This is a genomic window from Desulfofarcimen acetoxidans DSM 771 (genome assembly GCF_000024205.1).
GTDB lineage: Bacteria > Bacillota > Desulfotomaculia > Desulfotomaculales > Desulfofarciminaceae > Desulfofarcimen > Desulfofarcimen acetoxidans.
In genome coordinates this window covers 1,354,792-1,368,917 of record NC_013216.1, presented here as the reverse complement: position 1 = coordinate 1,368,917, position 14,126 = coordinate 1,354,792, and the positions used below count along the sequence as shown (strand labels likewise).

The 14,126-nt window shown below is 39.7% G+C and carries 10 protein-coding genes and 1 pseudogene; all 11 read right to left on the bottom strand.

Annotation, left to right across the window (positions count from 1 at the left end):
• Positions 1 to 21: 21 nt before the first annotated feature.
• Positions 22 to 942, bottom strand: a complete 921-nt coding sequence (trxB, locus tag DTOX_RS06500; protein ID WP_015756932.1) for a thioredoxin-disulfide reductase — start codon at positions 940 to 942, stop codon at positions 22 to 24.
• 113 nt (positions 943 to 1,055) lie between these two features.
• Positions 1,056 to 1,799 (bottom strand): class I SAM-dependent DNA methyltransferase, encoded by a 744-nt coding sequence (locus DTOX_RS06495; RefSeq protein WP_015756931.1) that lies wholly within the window; start codon positions 1,797 to 1,799, stop codon positions 1,056 to 1,058.
• Positions 1,800 to 1,867: 68 nt separating this feature from the next.
• Positions 1,868 to 2,509, bottom strand: a complete 642-nt coding sequence (locus DTOX_RS06490; RefSeq protein WP_015756930.1) for an adenylate kinase — start codon at positions 2,507 to 2,509, stop codon at positions 1,868 to 1,870.
• Positions 2,510 to 2,670: 161 nt separating this feature from the next.
• Positions 2,671 to 4,755: a HAMP domain-containing sensor histidine kinase gene (locus tag DTOX_RS06485; RefSeq protein WP_015756929.1), complete on the bottom strand. Its 2,085-nt coding sequence runs from the start codon at positions 4,753 to 4,755 to the stop codon at positions 2,671 to 2,673.
• The gene (locus tag DTOX_RS06480) at positions 4,730 to 5,416 is read right to left on the bottom strand and encodes a response regulator transcription factor (protein WP_015756928.1); all 687 of its coding nucleotides are present in this window, start codon (positions 5,414 to 5,416) and stop codon (positions 4,730 to 4,732) included. Before DTOX_RS06480 ends, DTOX_RS06485 begins: the two co-directional genes overlap by 26 nt.
• Before the next feature lie 370 nt (positions 5,417 to 5,786).
• Positions 5,787 to 6,092: a hypothetical protein gene (locus DTOX_RS06475; protein ID WP_015756927.1), complete on the bottom strand. Its 306-nt coding sequence runs from the start codon at positions 6,090 to 6,092 to the stop codon at positions 5,787 to 5,789.
• 359 nt (positions 6,093 to 6,451) lie between these two features.
• A complete protein-coding gene (locus tag DTOX_RS06470; RefSeq protein ID WP_015756926.1) occupies positions 6,452 to 7,558 on the bottom strand; it encodes a DUF362 domain-containing protein in 1,107 nt (368 codons plus the stop codon).
• A 213-nt stretch (positions 7,559 to 7,771) separates the two neighbouring features.
• Positions 7,772 to 8,158, bottom strand: a complete 387-nt coding sequence (locus DTOX_RS06465; RefSeq protein WP_015756925.1) for a MerR family transcriptional regulator — start codon at positions 8,156 to 8,158, stop codon at positions 7,772 to 7,774.
• 155 nt (positions 8,159 to 8,313) lie between these two features.
• The gene (locus tag DTOX_RS21335) at positions 8,314 to 8,679 is read right to left on the bottom strand and encodes a carboxymuconolactone decarboxylase family protein (RefSeq protein WP_162013515.1); all 366 of its coding nucleotides are present in this window, start codon (positions 8,677 to 8,679) and stop codon (positions 8,314 to 8,316) included.
• Positions 8,677 to 8,949: pseudogene (locus DTOX_RS24150) on the bottom strand (cupin domain-containing protein); the annotation flags it as partial. The gene DTOX_RS21335 and the pseudogene DTOX_RS24150, both read right to left, overlap by 3 nt.
• A gap of 819 nt (positions 8,950 to 9,768) precedes the next feature.
• Positions 9,769 to 14,058, bottom strand: a complete 4,290-nt coding sequence (locus DTOX_RS06455) for an NHL repeat-containing protein (RefSeq protein WP_015756924.1) — start codon at positions 14,056 to 14,058, stop codon at positions 9,769 to 9,771.
• Between the last annotated feature and the right edge of the window lie 68 nt (positions 14,059 to 14,126).

Here is a 14,126-nt window from a genome sequence, read left to right as displayed (position 1 = left end):
GTTCACTTATTACCCAATGAATCACAGTTCTTCCAAGTACTTTTCCGCAGCTACCGCGGCAATAGCACCGTCAGCCACTGCTGTAACCACTTGTCTTAAGGTTTTTTGCCGCACATCACCGACTGCAAATATTCCCGCGTGGGAGGTTTTCATATCCTCATCTGTCATAATATACCCCCGGCTGTCCAATTCAATCAAATCTTTAACCAGTTCGGAACTGGGCCTGGTTCCCACATAAACGAAAACCCCTCCGACCTCCAAATCAGAAAACTCTCCGGTACGAACATCCTTTAATTTTACAGCATCAACCGCAGATGAACCGCTAATTTCTTCAACCACTGAGTGCCAGATAAACTTTATTTTGGGATTATCTTTAGCTCTCTGCTGAATTATTTTAGCAGCACGCAGTTCACCGCGCCTGTGGATGATAAATACTTCCTCAGCAAACTTAGTTAAGAAGAGCGCCTCTTCGACCGCAGCGTCACCCCCCCCTACAACGGCTACTTTTTTACCTCTGAAAAAAGCACCGTCACAAGTAGCGCAATAAGATACACCCCTGCCGTGCAATGTGCTCTCACCCCTGACACCGAGCAGTTGCGGGCTGGCACCGGTAGCTAAAATTACAGCTCTGGCATATAATTCACCGCTGCCTGTTTTTACTGCAAAATTATTGTTCAAGGGTTTTAACTCTTCTACATAGTCATAAATTACTTCCAGGCCAAATCTTTTAGCCTGGCTTTCCATATTCATAGCCAATTCCGGACCACTGATACCCTCTGAAAAACCAGGGTAATTCTCAATAAACTCTGTAGTGGCAGCCAATCCGCCCGGTACACCTTTCTCGATTAAAACAGTTTTCAAATCAGCCCTGGCTGCATAAATACCGGCAGCCAAACCGCCGGGTCCTCCACCGATAATAATTAAATCTTTTAAATTGTCCATATATTATACACCTCACTGCCCTAATTATCTTAAGTTATTGATATTTAGTCAAGCAAATGTTTATAAATCAAACATTTAAAGCGTAAATTATTATACTATAAATGTTGCAATCTCTATGCCATCTTTTTTGCTACATAAAAATGTCTTCTGCTATCATACTTGATAGTCTCAATACTAAAAGCGTGATAGGCAGCCAACAGTTCCAGCCCGGCTTCTCTCAAAGCTGTTTCTATCTCTTGTGGCGTATAAGCCTTTTCACTATGTCGCTCCTGAAACTTACGATACAAGTCCCCTTCTCGAAAGAAACCTGTTAAATCTATTGTCCATATATCCTTTTCAGGCTCATAGGAAGTCTGCCAAATCAACGTCAGGTCGTCTTCCTGAACTACAGTGGTTTCCTGACTGCTGTCAGCTAGCCACCGAACAGCATTCAAATCAAAAATAAACAGCCCGCCAGAAAGCAAATTATCAAACACTTTTTTGAAGGTTAATTTGATATCTTCATAATTAAGCAGATAATTCAAGCCGTCATGAAAACAGGTTATCAGTTCCACCGGTTCAGGCAATTTCAAACAGCATATATCTTGAACAAAGAAATTTATGTTTAAATTCTCTTTTTCAGCTTTTTTTCTGGCAATATCTATCATTCTGGCAGATAAATCAACTCCGGCAACACGATATCCCCTACGGGCAAAAGGAAAAGCCGTATTTCCGGTACCACATGCCAGGTCAATAATTGTTTTTGGGCTATATTCAAACTTTACCAATAATTCTTCTATGTAATCAATCCAACCTTCAAAATCAACTCCCTGTACCAGATAGTCATATATTCCGGCTAATTCATGATATTGTGTCAAAATCGATCACCTCCCCTAAGCCGATTTGAAAAAGCCCCCCGTTAACCGGGAGGCTTTTTGTTATAGATTTACTTAACTGCAGCAAGAATATCAGCCAATACTTTCTTAATATCCTGATCCCCGTCGATATTTTTCAACAAACCTTGCTTGCCATAGTAATCAATCAGGGGCTGGGTCTGAGCTTCGTACACATCAAGCCTGTTGCCAACTGTTTCTTCATTGTCATCACTGCGCTGGTAGGTTTCGCCGCCACAGGAATTGCATTTATCAGCTTCTTTGGTCGGATTAAATATTACGTGATAACTGGCACCACAGTTACGGCAAACACGACGGCCGGTTAAACGGGCCATCAGCTTTTCCCTGGCTACTTCAACATTAATAACGCTGTCAATCTTAATGCCCATTGCACTTAATGTTTCGTCCAGAGCTTTAGCCTGATCAACTGTACGCGGAAAACCGTCTAACAGAAAACCCTTGGCACAGTCAGGCTGTGAAAGGCGGTCTTTAACCATACCGATTACGACTTCATCAGGAACAAGTTTACCTTGATCCATAAATTCCTTGGCCTTTTTACCCATTTCAGTGCCTTCCTTAATTGCGGCACGGAACATGTCACCTGTTGAAATATGAGTAATAGCCATTTCCTTAACCAAAACTTCCGCCTGAGTGCCTTTACCTGCACCCGGAGGCCCCATAATTAAAAGATTCACAAACTATCCCTCCTGCACTTGTCTTTATATAATAAGGCAATACTCCCATTAAATTTTATTATAACATATATTATCTGCCAGAGGAAGCAGAAATGATAGACATGCTAAATTTTAAAGCACTAAGAAGATCATATCCGGATTACATAATCAATCAATTTCATTCACTCATTACTTTTTCGTATAGGCATATAGATCATAGCCTTAAATAAATCTCCGTCTACTTGTACATCAAATTTTCCACCCTGAATATCAATCAAGCTTTTCGCAATCGATAGTCCCAGTCCACTGCCTTGACTGCTTCTGGATTCATCACCTCTTTTGAAACGCTCCATTAATTCATCTGCCGAGATATTTAACTCATAAGCTGATATGTTTTTAATGGTGAGCAGTATTTCGTTGCCTAAATCTTCGATATCTATATATACTCTCGACCCTTTAAGGGCATATTTAAATATATTGGATATTAAGTTCTCTATAGATCTCCATAATAACTTTCCATCGGCTGAAATATATATATTTTTTTGAGGATAGTTTATCTTAAATTCTAAATCTAAGACTTCAATTTTATCATTAAGTTCACCTAAACCCTGGTTTAGTAGAGATACAATATCTATTCGCTCAAGATTTACCGGAATATTCCCACTGGAGGCCTTTGCCGCTTCAAATAAATCATCTGTAAGTATTTTTAACCTTTGTGATTTTTGATCAAGTACTTCTATATATTTCTCCACCTTTGATGGGTTCTTTTCCTTTTTCAATAAATCTACATAGGTAATAATGGAGGTCAATGGTGTTCTTATATCATGAGACACATTTGTGATCAGCTCCGTTTTTAACCGCTCACTTTTGAGTTCGTTATGGACTGCGCTTTTTAAACCTTGTGTGATACTGTTTATATTAGCAGCAAGTCTTCTAAACTCTCCACTGCCATCTACATCTATGGTATGATGAATATCTCCACCTTTTATTCTCTCCACTCCTTCTTTGATTGCATTAAATGACTTGATCTGCTTAAAGGCAAACCAAGCAGCAATGCCCAGGGTTACCGGGAACATAAAAAACGTCATAGCAACCAATGCCGGATATGCGACTACAATTAATACTATCTTTACGCCAACGCTTCCGCTGTCATATACATCTCTTGCAAATTTGAACACCTTATATAGAATGCTATAGACCAAGGTATGCTTTATAATCGTTTTATTTTTAAAATGCCTTACCAGTGAAAGAACAAGCACTAATCCTACTGCAGCAACAGGGATAGTTACTGGAATTATCATTCTATGGATGTTTTGAGAATTTACCGCACTCAACAATCCAACCCACAGTATTATAAGTCCTATACACAACAATAAATTAATGTCATTATATAATCTATCTGCTACGTTTAATTGTACCTCTTGATCCTTAAATGATTTTCTCCCTACAACGAGAATCAGATATACAAATGACAGTGCTAATCCCAGTAAAAATCCCGCTAATCTATATAAACTATTAGTAGCTGTTACCTTGTCTTCCTTCCATTCCTTTATACTCGGATCTAAAAACTCTTTCGTATAAGCAATGTAAATAACATTGCTTGCCGGGTCAAAATCATTAACAATATTTGTGAATTGATATAAATACTGATTATCTTTTAATTCCGTTGGATAAAACTCTTTTTCATACTTATCAAATATAATAAAAGAAGGATAGCTTTTAAAATGCTCTTTTTTTAGCTCAGTACTATTGGTATATACATTTACACCATTACTGGCATAATATAAAACACCCTTGTGCTCTTTTAATCTTTGCAGCAGTAAATTATATTCCCTTAAATCATTCTTGATCACCCTATCCCTTGCTTGAGTGAGTTTATCTGCATATACTTCTTTAAATTTTTTATAGTTTTCCTCCTCATTTAAGTTTGGATTATAACTTCTGAAATTATATTGAAATTCTGAAAATAGTTTTTCTTCTTCTCTTCTCATTTCATCTTCAGTAACAGTCCCGCCATTTAATATCTGTTCTTCATTCTTATACTCGCCTATTAGTCTTGTTAGATCATTCAAGATATTCTCACTTTCCCGCATATATGACCTGCTAAGATAGTAGTTATCTTCATAAACGATACCAAAGTCACCATCATTTAGTACTGCTATATTCACAAATGCTGTAATAAATCCGGTAAAACATAGGATTACCAGGATAAAAACAATAGTTTTCGTTGTTATCAAATGGCTATAATTTTTCAACTTTGTATCCAATTCCCCACACCACCTTCAGATATTTTGGCTCTTTGGGATTTATCTCAATTTTTTCTCTGATTTTTCTTATATGTACTGCTACTGTATTTTCCGGACTAAAGGCTGTTTCATTCCAAACCTTCTCATAGATCTCATCTATGGAAAATACTCTCCCGGCGTTTGCAGTAAGAAGCTTTAATATCTTATATTGTACCGGCGTAAGATGAATCTCATCTCCGTCAACGGTTATGATTTTACTTTCATCATCGATCGCCAGTCCTCCTGTGCTATACACATTACTTTTGCTTTCCAGACTTCCTAATATTGTAAATCTCCTCAGTTGGGATTTAATCCTTGCAATTAACTCTAAGGGATTAAATGGCTTGGTTATATAATCATCCGCTCCTAAATTTAATCCTATTATTTTGTCCGTATCCTCAGATTTAGCTGAAAGCATTATTACCGGTATATTTTTCTCCTCTCTGATTTTCATGGTAGCTCTTAATCCATCCATTTTAGGCATCATAATATCCATGATAATAAGATGTATCTCATTTCCTTCAATTAGTTCCAAAGCTTCTATTCCATTAGAAGCTTTGAATATTTTATAGCCCTCGTTTTCCAAGTAGATTTCTATAGCTTCTACAATTGTCTTATCATCATCACAGACCAGTATATTCACAAAAATCACTCCTACATGTAAATTTGCACATATTATATCGCTCCTTTATTATCTGTTGTGAAGATAATGATATCAAACAAATCTTAACAAATTCTTTATACAAATCTTAAGATTTTCTTAGTGTTGTTATTGGTACACTTTTAGAGAATTTTCATAATACAAATATATTGTATAAAACCTTACAATAAGTTATAAATTACAAATAATAAGCTATTAAACCTCTGGGTATATATACCCAGAGGTTTAATAGCTTATTATTTATTCAGTTCCATCAAAACTACAAAACATAAGATAATACAACAATGAATAAAAATACAAATCTCATACCCTTAATATAAACGCTGATATCTCAAGATTCATTCTATATTTATTATGATCTTAACTCCTCGGTCGTAGAAGGTTTTCTAAAAGGTATGACCTTACCTTTATTCTTTTTAGTTGGCAACTTATTGCAGCAAGATTCACATCCTCCACCACAGCCGGTTTTATTGCCAACAAAAACCTTACGCCAAAGCACCTGCCATTTTCCTTCTACTTTCTCTATTTTTGTCTCCACTTCATACTGGGATCCACGTTGTTGATTAGCTAACCTTGCTTCTGTAGTGGCAACAATACTTGCAGTTAATTGGGCTTTCTCCTCAGAGTCATATAAAGTCTGTACCTTTACCCATTGCATAATGGATCACTCCCTTGGCAAATACTTCTATTTTTCTTTATGCTAATTATTTTACATTGTTAGGATATAATACCCTTATCTTGTTCTGTATTATTTTATCATTTCCTTTATTAAGCGTAAATATTTTTCTCATAATTAGAGTGACTGAAATTTCATATTCAATTACCTCACTACTGGCTAAATACCATCCACCTTTTTGATACTCTACCCCATCATTCGCCTCTATGTGAATGACATTCCTACAATTCCCAAAATAATCATACTCTAGCTATCCGCCTAAAAGCTTCAGAATTTTGACCTGGCACTTAGAAAAGAATAATTTCAGAATATCTACCCCGACATTAATTAACCCTTAAGTCCTACAGGACGATTAATTCATAATCTCGGCTGCCCATACCGATTTCTTCACCATGACGCATTTGGATAGTACCGTCTATATAAGAGCGCAAACCTTTAAACTTATCCGCACCGGACTCATGATTGCAAGAAAGAAAAGACTCAGAGAACCCACACTGTTTATTTACCAGATCATAACTTGCCTGATCAATAGCTACAGGATCAGTAGATGCCAAAAAACCGATATCAGGAACAATAGGTGCATCGCTCCACGAAGCGCAATCACAATCAGGCGTAATATTTATTAGAAAGTTTATATAACCGATACGTTTCTCATGTGCCTTGGCAAAGCCATATCCGTATTCGGCCATCCGTTCAAGAAAAGCTTCTAAGTCTGTCTGCCAGTCGATCCCGTTAGCCTTTACTGGACAAACGGTTAGGCACTCACCACAGCCGATACATTTATCCAAGTCAATATTTGCCTTCATTTCACTCATAGTTATAGCCTGTTCTGGACAAACTTCGCTGCACCCACCACAACCAATACATTTATCTTCATCAACTACAATCTTAGTACCATGCTGCTCCTTTTTACCAATGGCTGGTGCTCCACCCATGGCAAGATTTTTTATTGCCCCACCGAAGCCACCCATCTCATGCCCCTTAAAGTGAGATAATACAATTACGCTGTCAGCATTAACAATATCTTTAGCCAGTTTCACTTTCTTAAAGTGTTTTTTATCAATCTCTATTTCAGTAATATTATCACTGCGTAGTCCATCGGCAATGATAATTGGCGCACCTGTAACCGTATAATCAAAACCATGCTCCAATGCAGTCAGTAAATGGTCAACCGAATTATGCCGACTTCCAGAGTAGAGCGTATTAGTATCGGTTAGAAAAGGTTTAGCACCCTTTTCCTTAATTTTATCCACCACTTGCCGAACAAAAAGAGGGCTAATAAAGCCATCACTTCCACGTTCACCGAAGTGCAATTTAATAGCTGTAATATCATCTTTCTTAATAAGCTCATTAAAACCAGCCTGATCAAATAAGTTTCTTATTTTGCTAATTTTATTACCCTTATCTGTCCTCGTGCGCAAATTTACAAAATATACTTTGCTGGACATGCTTCCTTTCCCCTCTCTACATAAATTAAAATGTTGAATCATACTCTATGCTACAACTTTGAGTTAACTCCAAGTCAATAAGTTTTTATAAATATCTTTATAAAACTAAAATCAACCAAGTCCCGTGTCACCATGTGATTGACTGCAGAGCAAATCAGAATTGCCGCCTTTTCTTGGACTCGCAGATAATATTAATACATTTTTTCCATAGAATTAATTTTCCGGTCTTCTTAGTTCCTTTTCTTTTTCAACTACTGACTTTTCATATACATTAATTTTATAATCCAGTCGTTCCAGCGTTTTCTTCATATCTTCCATTTTTGCTGTGAGCTGTTTACGCTGCTCGATTAAAAGTTCTTTTCTTGCCTCAATGGTTTCATCACCCTGCTGAAATAGCGCAACATACTCAATCAATACTTCAATGGGAAGACCTGCGCCGCGCATACATTTGATAAATTCGACCCACTTACAGTCTTCTTTTGTATAATCCCTGACCCCATTTTTATTACGGTTCACATGAGGTATTAGTCCGATGCGCTCATAATAGCGGAGTGTATCCTGTGGGATATCAAATTTTTCACTTACTTCTGTGATTTTCACGAGATTTCATCCCCTGATATCGGATATTTTAATACTTAGAGTTAACCCCAAGTCAAGAGTTTTAAAATAGTAGCAAAATTTTATGCTGCTATTCTAAATACATAGTGTAATGTGCGTCTACTCAGGTATTGCTTCATTCAAACACCTTATTGCATTTAATGTCCCTTTAATTGTGGCTCACATCCTAAAGATAGAATCATAGGGAAGGTTAAAAATTCCCATGGTTTTACATTAGGACCCTTTCTTGTATAGTAATCACCAAAGCAATTGGCCGATAAGTATTTTTGAATATGAATTTGATTTTCCGGTGATTCTTCATACATCTTATCAATCATTTCTCCAAATATTGCTTTTTGTATTTCTAATCCTTTTTCGTACCGTGTTTCTGGCATAGTTTTGGACTGTCCTTCTAAAGGCAGCTTGATTCCTCTACCTTCTAAGATTTCATTTGTGGCGTGTATAAAATCAAAGGAGTTGTTGATACCAGTATATGGTATTGACTGATAAACAATTTCTTTCACTTCAATGGCCAGGTGAACAAAGCAACTATCAGGTGCTGCACCATACCAGCGCTTTACATCTGCTGGTATCTGTACAACATCTCCCGGATGTAATTCCTGTGCAGGTTTGCCCCATTCCTGATAATAACCTCTGCCTCCGGTAACCAGTAGAATCTAACCGCCTGCATGTTTATGCCAACTATTACGGCGGCCCGGTTCAAATGTTACATTACCAACAGGGCATGCCGTATCAAAGGAAGTCAGCATACTCAGCCATACTGTACCTTTAAAATTTTAACTTTCAAACTTTTTACCTATTGGGAAAATCACACTATTGCTTAAATCAAATATCTCACTAATTTTCTGTTCTCCTTTTCTCTTTATTTATTGACTTATCCACATGATATATTTCCGGTACTATGTATAGGGTACTGCTTAGAGTTAACTCCAAGTCAATACCTTTTTTCTTTTTTACTAAAAAATATCTCCATTTAGATAATATTATTAAAAAAAGCATGACTACAAGTTTATACCCTTAAAGTCATACCTTTATCCTATCTATGGCTTTTTTCACTATGTTTGATTCAATCTATTAATAGTCAAGTATTTCACCATTACGCCATAACCAATAACTTACCTAGCAGATCAACGGTTAAATTTCGCGAAATCTAATCCATTCTCCACTTACAGTCAGTTAACACAAGACAGGTTAAGTCCATTGCGCTGCCGGTTCCGCCACTTTCGACTTGCTCTTGTGTGTTTCAGTTTCACGTTATGCTTATCTACTTGATTCACATATTATTTAATAAATAACTGAATTTTTTAATACTATACATGTTGTTTATATATAAACAACATGTATAGTATCTTATTTATGGACGTTAATCCGAGATAGTTGAGATAGGTGTCAGGATGCTGGTACTACCCCTAAAAGTATTACCGTAAATAAAGTTCTAAAATGCCGAAAAATTACGCTTATAGGAATACTTTTGGTATATAATATCTTGTGGCCGCAAAATTCACTAATCATGGTCATATGCCAAGTAGCAATTTCAATTTTGCAAGAAAATATTGACAATACCAGGCTGTATCAGCTGCTCCATCTTATTATCAAGGTTTCCCCGGAGTTGACGGAATCCACTGACTGATACCGGGTTCGGTCCTTCCGCCCGGGCCAAGAACCATATCGTAGTTCATTGTGAATAGTGAACGCCACTGATCAACTGCTAATTTCGCTGCATTTACTCCGGTTTGCGGCTTGTTAAGCAATGGAGTTCCGTCCGGGTTGTATATATCCAGCCGATACACAGAGTTGCTTTGCTGCTTCAGCACGGACAGTACGTAAACATACCCCTTGCCCTCAACTGCAATGTCAAGATACGAAATGCCTGCCTGACCTTGCTCACGCAAAGGCATCACGGAAACTACACGCTGCACGGTGAGGTCCTTATCCGATCCTGTTATTTCAAATACCATTGCATTGGTGGTGTCTGTGAGACGCCACGCCTTGCTCCTGACTTTGACCTCCACATCAAAGGTAAAGCTATGATATATTGTTAGAACTCCTTTTATCATCCGGACGTCATATACCGCTTTGGAAGTATTATCCGTTACCAACCATAATTCACCCGTTTTTGTAACTGATGCACTGAGATCGATACTATCTCCCGAGGTATAGCCATTGGTCTTAAAATCATTTTGCAGAGTTGCGTCAACAACTCCCTTGTTCAAACTGTCCACCGAGGAGGTGTGACCGGTAAAAAGCGGTGCCAACTCCGGCTTGACGTTTTGCTGAAATTCCCGGACCAAATCAGTTTCCGGGGATTTGGCATCAAGCTCTTCTTTGTATTGGGTGCCAATTTTAAAGGACGGCTGGCCTACTGAAAAACAAGAAACCGGATTACCACAGATGTCAAATGCCTGAATCCTCTGATTTCCCTCTTCCAGGATGAGAATCCTGCCATCGGCAGTAACTGTCAGTGCTACCGGCTTGTTCAGCAAACCTTCACGCAACCCCTGCCCGGAAAGAGGCATTGCATAAGGCGACTGCTCATCGTCAACGGCATCTGACGGCAAACGCAGGGTTACAAGCTTATGATTGTCATAATCAGCTCCCACAACATAACCCAAAGGATGTACGGCCAGTGCCTTGATCGTTATGTCCTGAAAACGTCCCCAACTTTTTTTGGTATCGTATTCAAATGTAGACTGACCCTGTTTAAAAGTAATGCCGCGGAGGTAATAAATCCGGTTGTCCGGGGTATAGCTTCTGGAATCCAGGTAGAAATTATCCACATGAGGCATGGGCCAGCTGTATACATTTATCGTATCCTGCCAATTTCCTTTTTTGATTTCCTTCATTAACTTCAGTGTGTAAAGCAGGTCCTTGCCGGGCTGCCCAATATTCCATTCCTGACTTTTTGCAACCACAGTCACTTGCGCATCATCGGGAAGAGCCAGACCGTATTTTGCAAACTCGGTCTTAATACTTACCGGTACCGCCCCACCCTGATTCAACAGAGACATATAGGTCTGCGGATCAAGATCAAAAAGAACAGTCAGTCCAAACTGATCAAAGGCTATATACGAGGGATTGGAAAATCCGCGGCCGGGCTCAATAATAGAGTCCTGAGGCTCTCCCAGCGTGGATATACTTTGGAAAGTATACATCTGGTTATTATCGGGAGCATTTCCGAAATCCCTGGGCAGGTTTTGTCCTGAGGCTCTCCATGCGTAACCCAGCTGATATTCCCGGTTATTATATGTTATATTCATGCGCTCGCATATTCTGTGTCCATCATTGCCGCAGTCATTGACAACATTAGGAGCAGGCGGCGAGGCATGGGTGAGGTTCTGTACTTCCAGCTCATACAGAGTTGTCCCGTCGCTGCTGTAAATCATCTTTTCCCATATATTATAGCTAATTCCGCTCTGATTATCTTTTAACGTCCATTGGCTTCCTTTAGTAACCACCGTAACCGTCACATTTGCCGACAACGGATTACCGTTATCCTGGAAGGCTTTTCTTACTCCGCTTCCGGCTGTCGCTGCATCCAATTCACTCTTTAATGTGTCATCTATTGAGAAAAGGGTTACTTCCCAGTAATGCTTCTGAGCCTCGGAATAATTAAGCCTCTGTTTTTGAGAGTAATTTGTGTCGGAATTAAGCGGAACCAAGTTTTCTTCTATGCTGCCTTCTATTTTAAGCTCATCGTTACTATCCGGATCTGCATTTATCCAACCGCTTTCCCATTTACCGGCCAGCCAGTCGTTATCCGAATAGATACCTGCGGTTACATCAATTTTCCCCCCCGCCGGTATGCCTGAAAATACTACTGTGATGGGATCATCATGTTTTCCGGGCATCGGTCCGGCCTTGATATAGGTAGTTCCGCCATCCTGGCTGTTTCCTTTGGGGTATTTTACCTGAATGACATAATGATCACTGACTGCCGGCCATACAGGCAGTACACCGGGTTTCCCGTGAGCAGGGTCCGGTTTGACCGTAACTGTCAGGTCCAAAGTATGCTGTATATCCAATTTGTAGGTAGCAGGAGAAAGGAGACATTCAACTGTAGTCGCTGAGATAGCAGCCAGATCTGCTGCAACGCTGGCAATTTTAAGGGCCCATCCGGCATACGGAATCTGCTCCAGCGCTTCCTCAGCAGTGATTTGGGCCACTGAAGCGGCAATAATCTCTGCTATGGCATCTTTCCATATCTTATTAGCTATTTGTTTAACTGCAACACCAAAAATAATACTTGCAACCTGATTTGCCAGTTTGGCCAAAATATATTTTCCTGCAGTGGTATCCTTATAATTAACAGCAAGAACCAGTGCCGTTGCTCCAATAGTACCTGCAATAGCCATCAAGCCGAAGAAAGCATCCTTGTCTAAGCTTTTTAGAAAAGGATTGACAATATAGACAGTTAGGGCCATGCTCAGTGCCGAAAAACCGTAACAGAGAAACGAAGTCATAAGGACTCCTACCACATCTACATCTGTATCCCAGTCAGTAAAGCCGGAAGCTACGCCAAGTCCTCCCAATAGGATCTGAGCTCTGGAAGCTTCCTGCGGCCAGAGAAATTCCAAATTAGTTTTATTTGTAAGAGGCGGCACCGGTACACCAAACACCGCATTTCCACAGCTGATATATGTGAGGAAGTTTTTCACATCACTTGGTTCAAGTACTTTGTCCAAGGGAGATGGCATCTGATTTTCCCACCCGGGTATATCACTTCGTTTTATTGGACTTCCATCCTCTTTGAAAAACTGCACATATGCTCCGAGATAGCGGGCTGGCCAGTTTTTAACCGGAACAGTTAGTTTATTGTTCTTATAGGCCATTTCGTCATCATATAAATAAAGACCATACTGCGAAGTGGTGTTTTTAATGGAAAAGCCTTTTGCAGACGTGTTCATAGCTTTAAATACCATTGGGGCGGGCGGAACATCGGCTTGCACCTTTTGAGTCTCACCTGCCTGCTTGGTCCAGAGCTGTCCATTTAAAAGGGCATCGTTTTTGGTGGATACCAGAACCTGCGCAACCACCGGCGCAGTTGCCTCAACCACCCCGTCGCTTCCGGTATTGTACTTGTCTGTCAAATCATACAGAGGAATGACCGGTACGCCATTCACCACCGGCCAGTTGGCTTTTGCACCGTTCTTATATGTCAGGTCCTCATTTGCAGGTATGGGTTCCTCCTTGCCGGTGGCGGGATTAACCCATGTGGAGTAGCCTTTTTTATACCATGACTGCCCCGATTCCGGTGGGTGATTTATAATATATTGCAGTAAATCCTGAAATGCCTGGGTGTATTTAACGTGATTATCGAAAACAATGCTCGCCACCTTCGGATTCACACTGCCTATCTCAGGATGCTGAAATATCAATGTCTTTGCGATCTCGTACGGTGGTTTGATCTGATCGGCATGCAGCCATATATCATCCATATCCTTGGTTGCTGCAAGACCCATGTCTACATTGTAATGTGCAAGCAGCATCGGATGCTGCACCGAAGCCAGGGAATGCTTATTTTCCAGAGAATGCTTATTCTCCAGGATGTGCTTTCTCCTCGCCTCAGTGGGAATATGCACAAAGAGCATAGCCAGCTCCGGCAGGGGATGGCCGTCCAGTGACGGATACGTAACCTGATACATGGCCGGGCGCTCTGCACTCAGTTCGGCATCCTCTATAAAGTGGGTAATCCGGTGGATCTGGCTGGAATGTATCATGGACAGAGCTTTGTTGGACTTTTGATGTGCCTTTAGCTTCTCCGGAGCATCCTTGTAGGAAGTCAGCAGCTTCCCCGTTCCTTTCCCTGTCAAAAGTTTAAATTCCACATCAGGCGGACAATGACTGAGATCAAAATGCAATGTTACTCTCTCTCTTTTTTTCATTTTACACTCTCCTTTTTTTAACAATTTTGCGTGGTCTTTTGTTTTTTATTTACTGAAATTATTGCAAG